This window comes from Apolloniradiicaulis salifontis, from assembly GCF_053756655.1.
The window spans coordinates 760,986-776,972 of record NZ_CM132387.1 but is presented as its reverse complement, the minus strand read 5'-3'; the positions used below and the strand labels follow the sequence as shown (position 1 = coordinate 776,972).

Below are 15,987 nucleotides of genomic sequence, written 5' to 3'. Positions count from 1 at the left end.
TCAAGTGTGTTCCTTGTGCGACGGTCCGGCTGGGATTGCAAGCCATGCGCAGCCTCCGCGCTCAGCCGTTCAACGGTCATCCGCAGTCTCGTCGTCATCGGCGCGGCCCGCCTCCGGGCCTGCGTCCGGCGCACCGTCTGCGTCGCTGCCCGCGTCAGGCCCCGGGCCCACCGGACCCTCGTCGCTGCGCAGCAGTTTGCGCGCGTAGAGCATGAACGCCACCCAGGCCGCCGCCGCCGCCGCGAGCGCGGCGATCGCCTCCCAGCCGCCGCCGGCGAACAGCGCCATGAGCGAGCCGCCGAAGAAGGCGATGATCGCCGTTTTCGGGATCACCCCAAGGCCAAGCCCCGCCAGGAAGGGCGCGTATCCCATGTGAGACACACCGGCGGCCATGTTGACCACGATGAAGGGCGCGCTGGGAACGATGCGCACGATGAGGCTGGCCCAGAAGCCGTTCTTGCCCACGAAGCTGGAGATTCGGTTCACCGTCTTGCCGCCATAGCGGCGCACCGTTTCGGCGCCCAGAAATCGTCCGAGCCAGAAATTCACGCTGGCCGAGACCATCGTGGCGATCCACGAATACAAGAAGCCCTGCACCGGACCGAAGGCGAACACCGCCGCAGCGATCAGCGCAAATTGCGGCGCGCCCACGAAGGCCAGGGCGGTGAACAGAAGGATCGTGGCCGGCAACGCGTACCACTGGCTCGAAGCGCTGGAGAACCAGTCGCGCACCGAGTTCTGCTCGATGTCCAGCACAAAGCGGCCGATGACGAATACGGCCACCACCAGCGCGAACAGAACCAGCGTGATCCAGACCGCCCGCACGGCGCGCGAATCAAGGCGTGTGATAAAACGGAAAAATGCGTCCATGGCGGGTGCGATCTTCAAATCTGGTCCGCGGACGCCCCAGCAAGTTCCAGGCCGCGGAGCGCGCGCTTAGGCGCTTTAATTGCGGCGTTTATTCGGCGCGCCTCCGGGACGCTCCGCGCATCGTCTCGCCCGCCCTTTCTAACGGATGCTCGCCCGCTTTGGCGCGCATGTCGAGCAGGCGGGCGCGTCCGTTCTTATAGTCGGCCACCCAGCGCCGGGCGAAATCGCCCGCGGTGACGTCTTTCACGATGGCCGCGAACACCGGGCGCACCGCTTCTCGGATTTTGCCCTCCACCTCGTGGGCGCCGAATTCGGCGGTGTCGGAGATCGCGGCGTACATGCCGTGAATCCCGCGCTCATGGATCAACTCGGCGATGTATTTAAGCTCGTGGACCGTGTCGATATAGGCCATTTCGGGGCTGATCCCGGCGGCGGTGAGCTGGTCAAAGCCCTCCCGCGCCAGCGCGCACATCCCGCCCACCAGAACCGCCTGCTCGCCCAGAATGTCGGCCAGCGCCTCTTCCTTGAATGTCGTCTCGTGCACGCCGGCCCGCCCGCAGCCCAAAGCGGCGAGATAGGCCTTGGCGACCGCGCCGGCCTCGCCGGTGGCGTCGCGGTGCACGGCGTAGAAGCCCACCAGCCCGCCACCCTTTTCAAAAGCGGTGCGTACCGCCCCGCCCGGCCCTTTGGCGGCGGCCAGCACCACGTCAAAGCCGTCTGGCGCATCCACCAGCCCGTAATCCACCGAGAAGCCGTGGCAGAACATCAGGCACTGGCCTGCGCGGGCATGGGGCGCCAGCCTTGTCTCCCAGATTTCCTTGTGCGCTTCGTCAGCAGCCAGGATGGAGAGCACGTCGGCGCGCCGCGCCGCGTCCTCAAGGCTCACCACCTCAAACCCGTCCGCCCTGGCTTTCGTCGCCGACGCCGAGCCGTCGCGCAGCCCCACAAGCACGCCCTCCACCCCGCAATCGCGCAGATTGAGCGCATGGGAGCGACCGTGATTGCCGTAGCCGATCAGCGCCACTTTTCGCGAGCGGATCGGATTCAGATCAATATCAGCTTCATAGAGGGGCATTCAGCCGGCTCCGAATTCGGATTTGAGCAGGCGCGCAAGCTCCTCGCGCTGATGGTCCGGGTCAAGGCTTTCAATGCGCGCCCACCCGGGATGCTGGTTGGAGAACCAGGTGAATTGCCGCTTGGCGAAGCGCCGGGAGTCCCGCTTGGCCAGCTCGATCGCAGTCTCAAGGTCGGTGTTTCCGACCAGATGATTCAGCAGGGGCGGGACCCCCACCGCCTTCATCGCCGGCAAGGCGGGATCAAGGCCGCGCTCCGCCAGCAACCGCGCCTCGTCCAGGGCGCCGGCGGCGAGCATCTGGTCGAACCGCGCTTCGATCCTTGCATAAAGCGTGTCGCGGGGCGGGCGGATCACCACGCCGCGCCAGCGGCTGTGATCCAAAAGCGGCGTCGTGCGCGACTGCAGCGCGGAGAGCGCCGCACCGCTGGCGCGCTTCACCGCCACGATGCGCATGAGCCGCTGGCGGTCGCCCGCCTTGACGCGGGACGCGCCGGCGGGATCGGCGGCCTCGGCCGCCTCGCGCAGCGCCTCCAGCCCGCCGCGCTCATAGAGCGCCTGCACCGCGTCATTGATTTCGTCTGGAATGTCCGGCGCCGGAGCGAGCCCCTCGGTGAGCGCCTTGAAATAAAGCCCGGTCCCGCCGACCAGGATCGCCACGCGGCCGCGAGCCGTGATGTCCTCGATGCGCTCAAGCGCCAGGCGCGCCCACCGCCCCACCGAGCAGCGCTCGCCGGGATCGATCTGCGCGAACAGATGATGGGGCGCGGCGGCTTTTTCCTCAGGACCGGGCTGAGCCGCGATAATGTCGAGCCCGGCATAGACCTGCATGGAGTCGGCGTTGACGATCTCGCCGTTCAGCGTGCGCGCCGCGTGAAGCGACAGCGCCGTCTTGCCGCTGGCGGTGGGCCCGGCGAGAAACAGAATGTCGGGGATCACGGGCGCGCGCCGCAACGTATAAGGACGCGTGAGCGCACCACCGCCCTACCCTCGCAGAGTCTCCAGCACATACTGGCCCTGGCGGTTCAGGCTGAAGAGGATGGGGGCGCCGCCCGCCTGCTCCACCAGATCGCGGGCCGCCTGCAGCGTTTCCACGCGGGTCCAGGCGATCTCCTCGACCACGTCGCCTGGGCGCACCTTGCCGGCGGCGTCGCTTGCGGGATCGATCTCCACCACCACCAGGCCTTCGGCGTCGGGATGGATGCGAAAGCGCCGGCGCAGCGCCTCGGTGAGCGGCTCCAGCGTCATGCCGAACAGGGCGCCGGACCCCGCCTGCGGTCCCGGCGCGGCCGGCTCGCCGCCGCCGGCGCTGGCCGGCGCGCGCGCCGCGCCGCCCTCATCCAAACGCTCCACCGTGACGGTGAGCGTCACCGGCGCGCCCCGGCGGAACACTTCCACCGCGGCCTCGGTCCCGGGGGCGGTGTCGGCGACGATACGCGGCAGGGCGCGGTCGTCGGCCACGGGGCGGCCGTCAAAGGCCAGCACCACGTCGCCGGTCTCCAGCCCTGAGCCTGCCGCGGGGCCGTCAGGATCGATGCGGGTGATCACCGCGCCGCGCGCTGCGGCGAGACCCATGGCGGAGGCCATGTCGGCGGTGACCGCCTGCACGTTCACCCCGAGCCAGCCGCGCCGTGTTTCGCCGAACTCCACAAGCTGGTCGACCACCGGGCGCGCCACGGCGCTGGGCACGGAAAAGGAAATGCCGACGCTGGCGCCGGTGGGCGAAAAGATCGCCGTATTCACCGCGATCACCTCTCCGTCCATGTTGAACAGCGGACCGCCGGAATTGCCGCGATTGATGGCCACGTCGGTCTGCAGATAATCATCGTAACGTCCGCCGATCTCCCGGCCGCGGGCGCTGATCACCCCGGCGGTGAGCGAGCCGCCAAGCCCGAACGGGTTGCCGATGGCGACCACCCATTCGCCCACGCGCGACGCATCGGAATCGCCCCACTCCACAAAGGCCAGCGGCGCGCCGGCGTCGATGCGCAGCACGGCGATGTCGGTGGCGGGATCGCGCCCGATGACCTCGGCGGGCAGGATGCGCCCGTCCTGGAACACGACCTCCACCTCGTCGGCCTCGTCGATCACGTGATTGTTGGTGACCACCAGCCCGCCGGCGTCGATGACGAAGCCCGAACCCAGCGAGCGGGCCATGCGCGGGCCTTCGCCCAGAAGGTCGTTGAAGCGCTCCAGCGGCGAGCCCGGCGGGAAAACCGGCATGCCGTCGCCTTCGCCGAGGCGCTGTGCGGTGGCGATGTTCACCACCGCAGGGCTCAGACGGTCGTTGAGGTCGGCGAACCCGTCATTGGGTTGGGCGCCCGCCGTGAAGATCGGCGCGGCGCCGGCCAGAAGGGCGACGGCGCAAAGGGCGGCGAACAGGCGCATCGGCGGCTCCGGTGGGTCAGTCGGTACAAACGATTAATGAGTGTCTAACACGCCCGCGCCCCGCTTCACCATGGCATGCATGCGCTTCGCGGCGCCGCAGCGCGCAAACGAAACGGCCGGGCTCATGAGAGCCCGGCCGTTCCGGTGTGCGAGGGGGTGAGTCGAGCCTAGTTCGGCCCGCCGCTCTCGGAGCGGAAATACTCGAAGAACTCGCTGTCGGGCGGCACCACGATGGGCGTGCCGTCGCGCAGGGCGTTCTCGTAGGCGATCATCGAGCGGTAGAACCGGAAGAACTCCACGTCCTGGCCATAGGCCTCGGCGTAGATCCGGTTCCGGCGCGCATCGCCCTCACCGCGGATACGATCGGCCTCGGCCTGGGCGTTGGCCCGGATCACCGTGGCTTCCCGCTGGGCGCCGGCGCGGATCTCGCGAGCGCGCTCTTCACCCACCGAACGCACAAGCTGAGCTTCCTGCTGGCGCTCGGAGGCCATGCGCTGGAAGACCTGCTCGGTCACCTGCTGGGGAAGGTCGGCGCGCAGGATGCGCACATCGATCACTTCCACACCAAGATCCTGGTTGGCCACCTGGGCGGCCACCGCGGCTTCGATGCGGTCCATGAGCGAAGAACGCTGACCGGAGATCACCTCGTTGGAGTTGATCGACGCGATCACGCCGCGTAGCGAGTCGTCCATGAGCGGGCGCAGGCGCTCGCGCAGGCCGCGCTCGTCGCGGGCGGTTTGATAGACCCGCAGCGGATTGGTGATCCGAAAGCGCAGGAAGGCGTCCACGACCAGGCGCTCCTGGTCGGCGGCGAGGATTTCCGCCGGACGCATGTCGAATTCCATGTTGCGCTTTTCAAAGTAGATCACGTCGTCGATGAAGGGGGCCTTGAAGTGCAGGCCCGGATCTTCATCGCCCGGCTCGTTGACCACGGCGGTCACGGTGCCGAAGCGCAGGACGAGAGCCTGCTGGCGCTCGCTCACGGTGTAGGTGGCGGTGGTCGCCACGATGGCGCCGATGATCACCAGCACCGCAATGACGATTGCGATAATACGCATGACCTAGTTTCCTCCCTGATTGGGACGGGCCGTGTTGGAGCGTACGCCGACGCCGCCCTGGCCGGAGCCGGGAGCCTCAGAGCGTTCGCCGCGGGCGCGGCCGAGCTGATCGAGCGGCAGGTAGGGCACGGCGCCCGAGCCGTCGCCGCCCTGATCGAGGATGATGAGTTCCGAGCGTCCCAGCACCCGTTCCATCGTCTCCAGGAACATGCGGCGGCGCGTGACTTCCGGCGCCAGCGCGTATTCCTGATAGATCGAGTTGAAGCGAGCGGATTCACCCTCGGCCTGGGCGACCACCTGGTCGCGATAGCCGCGGGCTTCCTCCAGCAGGCGCGCCGCTTCACCGCGGGCTTCCGGCACGACCTGGTTGGCGTCGCGCTGGGCTTCCAGCTGGAAGCGGGTGGCGTCCTGGCGGGCCCGGTCCACGTCGCGGAAATCGTCGATCACGGCGGCCGGTGCGGACGACTCGCTGAGCTGGACTTCCAGGATCTGGATACCGGCCTGATAGCTGTTGAGCGTGTCCTGGATGATGCCGCGGGCGCGGGTCGCCAGCTCGGCGCGGCCCGTGGTGATGATCGGGATCAGCTCTGTGGTGCCGACCACTTCACGCATCGCCGATTCGGCGACCGCCTTCACGGTGCCTTCAGGGTCGCGGACATTGAACAGGAAGTCGCGCACCCCTTCAGGATAGCCCAGATCGACCCGCCACTGCACCACGAAGTCCACGTCGACGATGTTTTCGTCCTGCGTGATCATCAGGCTTTCCGCGTCCACGGCGCCGACCTCGACCTCATTGGTGGTGGTCACGCCGGGCAGAAGCACGGTCTCAATCGGATACGGCAGTTTGGGGTGCGGACCCGGGCTCGCCGTGCGCGAATATTCGCCGAAGCGAAGCACGACGCCGGCCTGGTCGGTGCTGACGATGTAGTAGAAATTGCCCGGCCACACGAGCCAGGCCACGGCCGCCACCAGGACCACGCCGCCGATCACGCCGCCGGAGCCCTTGCCGCCGCCGCCGCCGGAGCCGCCCGAACCATTGGAGCCGCCGCCGCCGGAGAGCCCCTTGAGCCAGCGCTGGAAGCGCCGGATCAGCTCTTCAAGGTCGGGTTCATTGCCCGGACCGCCCTGACCGCCGCCAGGCCGGCGCGGACCCTGACCCCACGGATTGTTGTTGTTCTTGTCGCCGCCGCCGGAGCCCCATGGGCCGCCGCCGCCTGAATTATCGTTCCAGGGCATATATCTCCCCGCTCCTGCAATGGATATCGCGTGATCGCGCTTGAACTCGTATGTGGCGGGTTGCGCCCTCCGGTTCAAGTAAAACCGGACGCGGCGCGGCGCGCGGTCTCACCCCAAGCGCCTATCTCGAGGCCTTGATCCGCTCAAGAAGGCGCACGGTGAAGCCTGCATCATCGTCCGGGCCCGGGGCCACGCGCTCGGCGCTGATCTCGCGCCAAACCTCGGGATCGAGGGCGGGAAACACCGCGTCGCCCTCCGGCTCCAGATCGACTTCCGTCAAGTGAATACGGTCCACGCTGTCCAGCATGTCGGCGTAGAGCCTTGCGCCGCCGATGAGGCACACCTCGCCCGCGCCGGACTCCGCCGCAGCGGCGGCGCCGGCGTCCAGCGCCGCCTCGACGCTGGAGACCACCTGCGCGCCCGGCGCCGCCGCCAGGGAGGTGCTGACGATGATATTGGGCCGGCCAGGCAAGGGTTTCCTGGGCAGGCTCTCCCAGGTCTTGCGCCCCATGATCACCGGCTTGCCCAGCGTCGCCGCCTTGAAACGCTTCAGATCAGAGGGAATCCGCCACGGCAGATCCCCGTCCCGTCCGATCACGCCGTTTTTCGCGACGGCGACCACGATGGCGAGGCGGGGGCGGGTCATACCGCCACCGGCGCCTTGATCCCCGGATGGGGGTCATAGCCCTGAAGTGTGATGTCCTCATACTCGAACGCGAAGAGGTCAGTGACGTCCGGGCTCAGCGTCAGGCGCGGCAGCGCGCGGGGCTCCCGCGAGAGCTGCTCGCGCACCTGATCCACATGGTTTGAATAGATGTGGGCGTCGCCGAAGGTGTGGACGTATTCGCCGGGCTCGTAGCCTGTGACTTTCGCCACCATGGCCAGCAGCAGCGCATAGCTGGCGATATTGAACGGCACGCCCAGGAACATGTCGGCGGAGCGTTGATAAAGCTGCAGGTGCAGCCGGCCGCGCAGCACCTTGAACTGGAACAGCGTGTGGCAGGGCGGCAGCGCCATGGAGGGCACGTCGGCGGGGTTCCAGGCGCTGATCACATGGCGGCGGCTGTCGGGCTGCGTGCGGATCTGCTCGATCAGCAAAGCGAGCTGGTCGATCTCCTCGCCCCCCGGCCCTTCCCAGCGACGCCATTGCTTGCCGTAGACCGGGCCGAGCTCGCCGTTTTCATCGGCCCACTCATCCCAGATCTTCACGCCGCGCTCCTGCAGCCAGCGCACATTGGTCATGCCCTTGATGAACCAGAGAAGCTCCACCGCGATGGACTTGAAATGCACCTTCTTGGTGGTCAGCAGCGGAAATCCGTCGCTGAGATCGCAGCGGATCTGCCGGCCGAACACGCCGCGCGTACCCGTGCCCGTGCGATCGCTCTGGTCCTCGCCGGCCTCCATGATCTCGTGCAACAGATCAAGATAGGCGCGCTCGATGGGCGAGCCGGAGCCGGGGGAGCCGGCGTGGGGCGAAGTTTCAGCGAGCGCCATGGCGGCCATCCTCAAAAGCAACAGCCCCAAGACTAGCGCGCCGGACGATTCGATAAACCCGCCCGGCGCCGCAACACGGCGCCGGGCGGTGGATAAGGGGAATCCGGCTTGAAGCGACCAGAATTAACTTGCGGCCGCAGTGCAGGTATGGCGTTAATTCTGGAACATAAAATGAACACCCGGGAGGATGAGCCATGATCGGATATGTGACGCTTGGGACCAACGACCTGCCGCGCGCGGCGGCGTTTTATGACAAGATCGCCGCGCTGCTGGACACGCCGCGCATGATGGAAGGCGAGACCTATGTCGCCTGGGGGACTATGGACGGGGGCGCCGGGATCGGCGTGATGAAACCCTTTGACGGCGAACCCGCCAGCGTCGGCAACGGCGTGATGGTCGCCCTTCTGGCCCGCGACGCGGCCCATGTGGATGAAATCTACAAGACGGCGATGGACAATGGCGCCACCGACGAAGGCCCGCCGGGCCCGCGCAGCGACAATTTCTACGCCGCCTATTTCCGCGATCCGGACGGCAACAAGCTGAACGCCTTCGTGATGACCGGCGGATAGGGGCTGCGGTGGCGAGGCGCGGGCCCCTTTCGCCGGGGCCCGCCATCGCCTATATTCATGGTGTCCGCTTCGGCGGTCTATGGCGATAAACGCGCGTGTAATAACCAGACCGGACCCGGGTGCGAATCCCGGCGGCTCCACCATCACCTTTCCCCGTTCGTTGGGCGGATTGTGAGGGGCCGAATAGGATCGACGGATGGCTAAAGACGTAGCTTTCGCCCGAATGGGCTTCGTTACCAGCCCGTTTCAAGTAGTTGCCAACGACAACTATGCTGAAGAGATGGCTCTCGCTGCGTAGCAGCGCGGGTTTCTCGCACTTAAGTCCTGATCTCTAGCAAGGTCAGGCGGGGTTCGGGGGCGCCTGGCAACAGAAGCCCCCACTTTTCCCTTACATCCTTGTGCATGACCGGCTCCCGCAGCCATCATCCGCGCCTTACCGGCCCCGCTCCAGGCCCCGCCTTACCGGCGCGGCGTGAAGGCGAGGCGCAGCCCGCCGCGCGGGCGCAGGGTGACCTGCATCACCGGCTCGACGATCTCGTCCACCGGATCCACGTCCAGCGCGGCGACGATCTGGGCCAGGATGAGCGAGGCCTCCATCATCGCAAATTGTGAGCCCACACACGCCCTCGGCCCGCCGCCGAACGCCATGAAGCGATACCGGTCCACGGGCCGCCGCTCAGGACTAAAGCGATCGGGATCAAAGCGGTCCGGGTGGTCCCAATAGGCGGGGTTTCGATGCAGGGCGTAAAACGCCAAGAGCGCCATATCGCCTTTCTTCACCGCCGTTTCACCGATCTTCGTATCGCGCACCGCCCGACGGCCCAGCGCCGGCGCGGGCGGAAACAGGCGCAGCGCCTCCTCGATCACCTGGCGGGTGAAGACAAGCTGCGCGCTCTCAGCGGCGCCGGGATCCTCGACCCCGGAGAAGACATGCTCCGCCTCAGTGCGCACCCGCCCTTGCGCCTCTTGGTCGTGGGCCAGGCAGTAGAGCGACCAGGTCAGCGCGATCGCCGTGGTCTCGTGACCGGCTGCCACAAACGTCATCAGCGTGTCGCGGATGTCGGTATCGGAGAGGCCGGCCTTCGTTTCTTCGTCGCGAACATCCATGAGCAGCGAGAGCAGATCCCCGGCGCGATCTTCCCGAACGCCGTCTCTCTGCGCGCTTCGCCGCCGCCGGATCTGCGCCATGGCTGCGGTGCGAAACGTCTTCAAAGCCGCCCGGCCGCCGGGGCTCATGTTGCGCGGCGCCCATTCTGGAAACGGCAGAAGATCTGAATAGCGCAGCCGTCCGATCTCTTCCAGCAGGCGTTCGATCGCCCCGCGCACCGCCGCGCGGTCAAACCCTTCGGTGTCGGAGAACAGGGCCTGCTCGATGATGGTGAAGGTCGAATCGTTCATGACGCCGTGCACCTCCACCGGCTGCGGCCCGGCGGAGAGGCGCGCGACGGCGCCGCGCCCGGCGGCCGTCATCAGCGGCGCGAACCGGGCGATGCGCTTTTTGAACAAAGCCGGTTGCAGAGTCATGCGCTGGCGCCGCCAGCTCTCGCCATGGGCGGTGAGGATGGCGTCTCCCAGGATCGGGCGCAGCATGCGCATGATCAGCGGAGATTTTCGCCAGGCCTGAAAATCATCCTGCATCACCGCGCGAATCGCGTCGGGTCCGGCGAGGTAATGCACCGAGCGCGAGCCCAGCGGCGCGATGTGGTGGTCGCTCCTGTATACCGCGTCGGGCAGCACTGAAATCGGGTTGTCGCGCAAGGCTTTCATCCGCTCCAGCGCGCTGGCGCCGTCGGCCATGGGGCGCACGGCCGCCGGCGCAAACAGCGTCTCGGGCGGGCGGCTTGCGGCGCCCGCGCCCTCTTTGGTTCTGGTCATGGCCGGCGCCCTTTTACGTTGAACCCCAACCCCTCCTACCCGTGCTCGCCGCGCCTGTCAGCTGCGGTGCGTGCTGATTGACGCGCCGGACTAAGGCGATACCCTCTCACCTCAACAATCCATGGCACGGGGCGCGGAACGCTTGGCGAAAGACCTTATGGGATACGACCGCATGGCGCAGGACGCCCTGCGCGATGTGGTGAAGCAGGCGATCAAGCGCGCCGCCGGTCCCGGCGGCCTGCCCGGCGCCCACCATTTCTATCTCAGCTTCCGCACCACCGATCCCGACTGTGATATCGATGAGGGCCTTATGAAGGCCTATCCAGAAGAGATGACCGTGGTGCTCGAGCACCAGTTCTGGGATCTCAAGGTGGAGGAGTCCGGCTTCGAGGTGACGCTGAAATTCGGCGGCGTACCGAAATATCTCGGCGTGCCGTGGCGCGCGGTCACCCGCTTCCACGATCCCAGCGTCGGCTTTCGCCTGCATTTTGACTATGTCGAGCCGGCGCCCGGCGAGGCCGGCGCGCGCAACGCGTCCCCAGGCGACGAAACAGGTGAGGCCACGGTCGTGAGCCTGGAATCCTTCCGCAAGAAGGACTAGCCCCGTGTCTGATCTCGTGCCTGACACCGTGTCGGATACAGGCGCGCGCGCCAAGCTCATGGCGATTCTCTCCGCGCCGGAAAACCTGCCCGCAGCCACCCGTCATCTGGGCTATGAACTGGCCGATCTCGATCCTGAAACCGGGCGGGTGGAAGCCTGGTTCACGGCCAAGCCCGAATTTCGAAACCCCAACGGTTCAGTCCAGGGCGGCATCGTCACGGCGTTTCTGGATGAGGCCATGAGCCTTTCGGTGTTCATCCGCACCCATCTCAAAGCCGCCGTGCCCACGCTGGAGATGAAGACCAGCTTTTTACGCCCGCTCATGAGCGATCGCTGCCGCTGTGTCGGCGAGACCCTGCGGCTGGGCCGCAGCGTCGGCTTCACACAAGGCTCGCTCTACAACGCCGACGGCGTGCTGTGCGCCACGGCCACCGCCACCACCGCAATCCGCCCGTTTGAAACCGCCGGCGACGCCGCGAACCTGCAAGCGCAAGATGCGTCCGGCGCTCCATCGCCTGACCGTGATTAGGCCGCGCGGCGTTTACAGCGACAGTCGCAGCCCGGATCGCAGGCCATGATCTCAAGCGCTCCGCCCTTCGCCGGCAAACCCTTGAGCCTTGCGGTTATCGCGCTTTGCCAGGTGCTCGCCCTGTCGGTCTGGTTCGCCGGCGCCGCCGCGCTTCCCGGCCTTGAAGCGGCGCGCGCCCTCACCACGCCCCTCACCGCCTTTGAAAGCGCGGCGTTGTCCAGCGCGGTGCAGCTGGGGTTTGTCGCCGGCGCCCTGATCAGCGCCTGGCTGGGGCTATCCGACCGGTTCGACCCATGCGCAGTGTTCGCCGCCGGCGCCGCAATGGCCGGGGCGGCGAGCGCGCTGGCGCTTCTCACGGAACCGGGCGGCGCGGTGATGATCACCTTGCGCCTGGCGTCCGGTGCGGCGCTGGCGCTGGTCTATCCGGTGGGCATGAAGCTGGCGGCGAGCTGGGCGCGCGGCGACGCCGGCTTTCTGGTGGGGCTTCTGGTGGGCGCGCTGACGCTGGGCTCGGCGCTGCCCCATCTCGCCGCGCCGCTTCTGGGCGATCTGGACTGGCGCGCCCCGTTCGCGGGATCGGCGCTGGCCGCCGTGCTGGCGGCGGGCCTGATCTTCGCCGCCAAAGCCGGCCCCGCCTTCGCCCGCGCCCCCGCGTTCCGGCCCGGCGCGATCCTGACGGCGTTTAAACGCCGCGACATCGCCGCCGCCAATATCGGCTATCTGGGGCATATGTGGGAGCTCTACGCCTTCTGGGCCTGGACGGGCGCCTTTATCGCCGCCTGGCGCGCCGCGCGAGACCTCGGCGTTGGCCCCGATATCGGCCTGTTCACCTTCGCCGTGGTGGCCGTGGGCGCGTTCGGGGCGCTGGCGGCTGGAAAGCTCGCCGACCGGTTCGGACGCGCCGAAATCGCCGGCGCTGCGCTGGCGGTCAGCGGGCTGTGCGCCCTCATCTCCCCGCTAGCCTGGGACGCGCCGGGTCTCGTGCTGGCGGCGCTGCTGCTGGTCTACGGCGTCAGCGTCATCGCGGATTCCGCGCAATTTTCCGCCGCCATCGCCGAGCTGGCGCCGCCCGGCCTCGCAGGCTCGCTTTTGACCCTGCAGACCGCGCTGGGCTTCGCCCTCACAGTCGCGAGTGTCCAGCTCCTGCCGCTCTGGGCCGAAGCGATCGGGTGGCGGTACGCGTTTCTGCCGCTGGCCGCGGGGCCGGTGATCGGGGTTGCGGCGATGATGGTGTTGAGGCGGGAGATGCGGCCGGAGTGAGGGATGCAATCGCCTCGACGATCGACGCACCCCTCAGATCAGCTTGATCCATCTGAAGATCGCCAGCTGCACCACGCCGATGCCCACCAGAAGGGCGCACACCACCCAGAAAGCGTAGCCGTCGTCGGACCCCGGAATGCCGCCGACATTGATGCCGAGCAAGCCCGTGATCAGACCCAGCGGCAGGAAGATCGCGGCGACCACCGACAAAAGCAGCGTGTAGCGGTTCATCTGCTCGGCGCGCTTTTCCATGAGTTGATCGTGGACCAGGGCGGCGCGTTCGCGCACCGCCTCCAGCTCTTCCAGAATGCGTGTGGTGCGGTCGGCGGCCTCGCGGATGCGCGAGCGGTCCCGGTCGTCCAGCCAGGTCAGATCCTCAATGGCCAGCGTGGTGAGCGCGTCGCGCTGGGGCGCGATGAACCGGCGCAGGATGATCGCCTCATGGCGGATGTCAGCCAGTTCGGCGCGCGCATCGTCGACCTTTTCAGTCTCCAGCCGGTCCTCCAGCTCGTCGATCCGTTCATGCTCGCCGGCGATCACCGGCTCCATCCGGTCGGCCAGGCGCAGGGCAAGGCGCGAAACCAGATCGCCCGTGGTGGACGGCGCCGCGCCGCGATCAATGGCCGCCATGAGATCGGCCACCGCATAGAGCGGACGCAGCCAGACGCCCACGACACGCTTGCGGTCAATCCAGAGGCGCACCGAGATCATGTCCTCGATCTCGGCGCCTTCCAGAAGATTCACGCCGCGCAGATTGAGCACCACGCCGTCGCCGTGAACCGTGCAGCGCGGGCGGGTCTCCTCGGCCAGCAAAGCCTGAAGGACGAAATCATCCAGCCCGGTTTGCTGAAGGATCGGGCGGCATTCGGCGTCCTCGCGGCGCACATGGACCCAGATGAAGGGTTCGCCATGGGCGAGATTGGCGGGCGGATGGGGCGGCAGAAGCTCGTCGCGCACCGCGTCAAGGCGGCTCTCTTCACCGCCGCCTGCGCCATCGAGGCGATAGACCTCGACCGGATTGACGTCGGGAAGGACGGTCACGCCGCCTCGGGCGCCTTGACGGGACGGGCGCGCACCTTCACCCGATCGCGCTCGCCCGTGGTCTTCTCCACATGCAGGCGCACCACCTGGCTTTCATCGCCGAACACTTCGCCGGAGAGCGCGTCGAGCACGGCTTTGGCCACGCTGTCCACATCGTGGACCGGCCCGCCCTGCGAGCGTTCAATCTCGATCACGACCTCGTAGACGCCGCTGGCCGAACGCACGCGCGTGAATTCGGTGCGGAAGAAATCCGCGATCAGGGATCGAAACTGGGTGCTCTGACTGGTGAGCGCGTCCACGCGCACATGCAGCGAGTCTCGAAGTTGCACGGCTTTCACGTCATGTCTCCCGGTTACACGCGATCAACTCCGATCATGACCGGCTTGATCCACGGCCGCCCGGTGCTACACACCCGATTCGCGACCACCACAGTGTCCGCCTGCGCTCGCCGACAGGCAAGAGCGGGCCGTATCAGACTGGAGACTCCCATGACCGAGATGCGCGTTGAAACCGATTCCTTCGGCCCCCTGGAGGTCCCCGCCGACAAGCTTTGGGGCGCCCAGACCGCGCGCTCTCTGATCAATTTCAAGATCGGCGGCCAGACCCAGCCTTTGCCGCTCATACGCGCGCTCGGGATCGTCAAGCATTGCGCGGCCAAGGCCAACATGGCGCAGAACAATCTGGATCCGAAGATCGGCGAAGCGATCGCGGCCGCCGCCCTGGAAGTCGCCGAGGGCAAGCTGGATGATCATTTCCCGCTGGTGGTCTGGCAGACCGGGTCGGGCACCCAGTCAAACATGAACGCCAACGAGGTGATCAGTAATCGCGCCATCCAGATGCTGGGCGGCCAGGTGGGCTCGAAAGATCCCGTCCACCCCAACGACCATGTGAACCGCTCGCAATCGTCCAACGACACCTTCCCCACCGCCATGCACATCGCGGCCGCCGAAGTCTTCGTCCACGATCTGGCCCCCGCCCTGCAGACCCTTCGCAATGCGCTGAACGACAAGGCGCAGGCCTTCAAAAAGATCATCAAGATCGGCCGAACCCATTTGATGGACGCGACGCCGCTGACCCTGGGCCAGGAGTTTTCCGCCTACGCCCACATGGTCGACAACGCCATCCGCCGGGTGGAGCAGGCGCTGCCCTCGCTTTATGAGCTGGCCCAGGGCGGCACCGCGGTGGGCACGGGGCTAAACGCCAAAATCGGCTTTGCGGAAAAATTCGCCGAGGAAGTCGCCAGCCTTACACGGCTGAATTTTGTCACCGCGCCGAACAAGTTTGAAGCGCTGGCCACCAAGGACGCCATGGTGGAAGCCCATGGCGCGCTGAACTCGGCGGCCGTGTCGCTGTTCAAGATCGCCAACGATATCCGCCTTCTGGGCTCGGGTCCGCGCTGCGGCATCGGCGAGATTTCGCTGCCGGCCAACGAGCCGGGCAGCTCCATCATGCCGGGCAAGGTGAACCCCACCCAGAACGAGGCCATGACCATGGTCTGCGCCCAGGTCATGGGCAATAATTCCGCCGTCAGCTTCGCCGGCAGCCAGGGCCAGTTCCAGCTTAACGTCTTCAAGCCGATGATCGCCTGGAACGTGCTCACCAGCGCAAAACTCCTGGCGGACGCCAGCCGCTCCTTCACCGAAAACTGCGTCGTGGGAATCGTCGCCAACGAACAGCGCATCGCCGATATCATGGAGCGCTCGCTCATGCTGGTCACCGCGCTGGCGCCCTCGATCGGCTATGACAACGCCACCAAAGTCGCCAAGACCGCCCACGAAAACGGCACCACACTGCGCGAAGAGGCGGTGCGCCTGGGCTTCGTCACCGAAGAGGAATTCGACAAGGTCGTGCGGCCCGAGGACATGATCGGGCCGAAATAGACGGAGCGCGCCCCATTTGTCATCCCGGGCGGGACGCGGACAATCGTCCGTGTTTCGACCCGGGACCCTAGGCGGTGCGTGAAATCGCGCCTGGACCGGCGCCGCTTGAGGTCC

At 67.1% G+C, this 15,987-nt stretch carries 16 protein-coding genes and 1 other RNA gene; 6 read left to right on the top strand and 11 right to left on the bottom strand.

Going from position 1 to position 15,987, the window contains the following annotated elements:
* Positions 1–69: 69 nt before the first annotated feature.
* The 8 genes from ACWCOP_RS03720 to ACWCOP_RS03685 all read right to left on the bottom strand — a co-directional run bounded on the left by ACWCOP_RS03720 (position 70) and on the right by ACWCOP_RS03685 (position 8,118).
* A complete protein-coding gene (locus ACWCOP_RS03720; RefSeq protein ID WP_478249886.1) occupies positions 70–870 on the bottom strand; it encodes a TVP38/TMEM64 family protein in 801 nt (266 codons plus the stop codon).
* 88 nt (positions 871–958) lie between these two features.
* Positions 959–1,945, bottom strand: coding sequence for a ketol-acid reductoisomerase (gene ilvC, locus ACWCOP_RS03715; RefSeq protein WP_478249885.1), 987 nt, complete (start codon positions 1,943–1,945; stop codon positions 959–961).
* A complete protein-coding gene (gene miaA / locus ACWCOP_RS03710) occupies positions 1,946–2,878 on the bottom strand; it encodes a tRNA (adenosine(37)-N6)-dimethylallyltransferase MiaA (RefSeq protein ID WP_478250648.1) in 933 nt (310 codons plus the stop codon).
* A 48-nt stretch (positions 2,879–2,926) separates the two neighbouring features.
* Positions 2,927–4,330: a trypsin-like peptidase domain-containing protein gene (locus tag ACWCOP_RS03705; RefSeq protein ID WP_478249884.1), complete on the bottom strand. Its 1,404-nt coding sequence runs from the start codon at positions 4,328–4,330 to the stop codon at positions 2,927–2,929.
* Positions 4,331–4,497: 167 nt separating this feature from the next.
* Complete coding sequence (gene hflC, locus ACWCOP_RS03700) at positions 4,498–5,388, bottom strand: protease modulator HflC (RefSeq protein ID WP_478249883.1); 891 nt, start codon at positions 5,386–5,388, stop codon at positions 4,498–4,500.
* A 3-nt stretch (positions 5,389–5,391) separates the two neighbouring features.
* Entirely contained in the window at positions 5,392–6,624 is a 1,233-nt protein-coding gene (gene hflK / locus ACWCOP_RS03695) for an FtsH protease activity modulator HflK (RefSeq protein ID WP_478249882.1), read from the bottom strand.
* Between the two features lie 121 nt (positions 6,625–6,745).
* A complete protein-coding gene (locus ACWCOP_RS03690) occupies positions 6,746–7,270 on the bottom strand; it encodes a dihydrofolate reductase (RefSeq protein WP_478249881.1) in 525 nt (174 codons plus the stop codon).
* Complete coding sequence (locus tag ACWCOP_RS03685) at positions 7,267–8,118, bottom strand: thymidylate synthase (protein WP_478249880.1); 852 nt, start codon at positions 8,116–8,118, stop codon at positions 7,267–7,269. The genes ACWCOP_RS03690 and ACWCOP_RS03685 overlap by 4 nt, the downstream gene beginning before the upstream one ends.
* Positions 8,119–8,312: 194 nt before the next feature.
* Between ACWCOP_RS03685 and ACWCOP_RS03680 the strand changes: the two genes are divergently transcribed.
* Together ACWCOP_RS03680 and ssrA are read left to right on the top strand one after the other, a co-directional pair.
* Entirely contained in the window at positions 8,313–8,687 is a 375-nt protein-coding gene (locus ACWCOP_RS03680; RefSeq protein WP_478249879.1) for a VOC family protein, read from the top strand.
* A 23-nt stretch (positions 8,688–8,710) separates the two neighbouring features.
* Positions 8,711–9,069: a transfer-messenger RNA gene (gene ssrA, locus ACWCOP_RS03675) on the top strand.
* Between the two features lie 77 nt (positions 9,070–9,146).
* On the opposite strand, the gene ACWCOP_RS03670 is transcribed toward ssrA, so the two are convergent.
* A complete protein-coding gene (locus ACWCOP_RS03670; RefSeq protein WP_478249878.1) occupies positions 9,147–10,562 on the bottom strand; it encodes a cytochrome P450 in 1,416 nt (471 codons plus the stop codon).
* A 157-nt stretch (positions 10,563–10,719) separates the two neighbouring features.
* Between ACWCOP_RS03670 and ACWCOP_RS03665 the strand changes: the two genes are divergently transcribed.
* The 3 genes from ACWCOP_RS03665 to ACWCOP_RS03655 are packed head-to-tail and all read left to right on the top strand — an operon-like array spanning position 10,720 to position 12,952.
* Positions 10,720–11,163, top strand: coding sequence for an SspB family protein (locus ACWCOP_RS03665; RefSeq protein WP_478250647.1), 444 nt, complete (start codon positions 10,720–10,722; stop codon positions 11,161–11,163).
* A 4-nt stretch (positions 11,164–11,167) separates the two neighbouring features.
* On the top strand, positions 11,168–11,692 hold the full coding sequence (locus ACWCOP_RS03660; RefSeq protein ID WP_478249877.1) for a PaaI family thioesterase: 525 nt from the start codon (positions 11,168–11,170) through the stop codon (positions 11,690–11,692).
* Between the two features lie 45 nt (positions 11,693–11,737).
* Positions 11,738–12,952, top strand: coding sequence for an MFS transporter (locus tag ACWCOP_RS03655; protein ID WP_478249876.1), 1,215 nt, complete (start codon positions 11,738–11,740; stop codon positions 12,950–12,952).
* 33 nt (positions 12,953–12,985) lie between these two features.
* Here the strand turns inward: ACWCOP_RS03655 and ACWCOP_RS03650 are convergent, their stop codons facing one another.
* On the bottom strand, positions 12,986–13,993 hold the full coding sequence (locus ACWCOP_RS03650) for a zinc transporter ZntB (RefSeq protein WP_478249875.1): 1,008 nt from the start codon (positions 13,991–13,993) through the stop codon (positions 12,986–12,988).
* Complete coding sequence (locus ACWCOP_RS03645; RefSeq protein ID WP_478249874.1) at positions 13,990–14,331, bottom strand: RusA family crossover junction endodeoxyribonuclease; 342 nt, start codon at positions 14,329–14,331, stop codon at positions 13,990–13,992. The genes ACWCOP_RS03650 and ACWCOP_RS03645 overlap by 4 nt, the downstream gene beginning before the upstream one ends.
* Before the next feature lie 150 nt (positions 14,332–14,481).
* Here ACWCOP_RS03645 and fumC point away from each other — a divergent pair, with 150 nt between their 5' ends.
* Positions 14,482–15,873 carry a class II fumarate hydratase gene (fumC, locus tag ACWCOP_RS03640; protein WP_478249873.1) on the top strand — a complete coding sequence of 464 codons (1,392 nt, stop codon included), beginning with the start codon at positions 14,482–14,484 and terminating at the stop codon, positions 15,871–15,873.
* Positions 15,874–15,987: the final 114 nt, after the last annotated feature.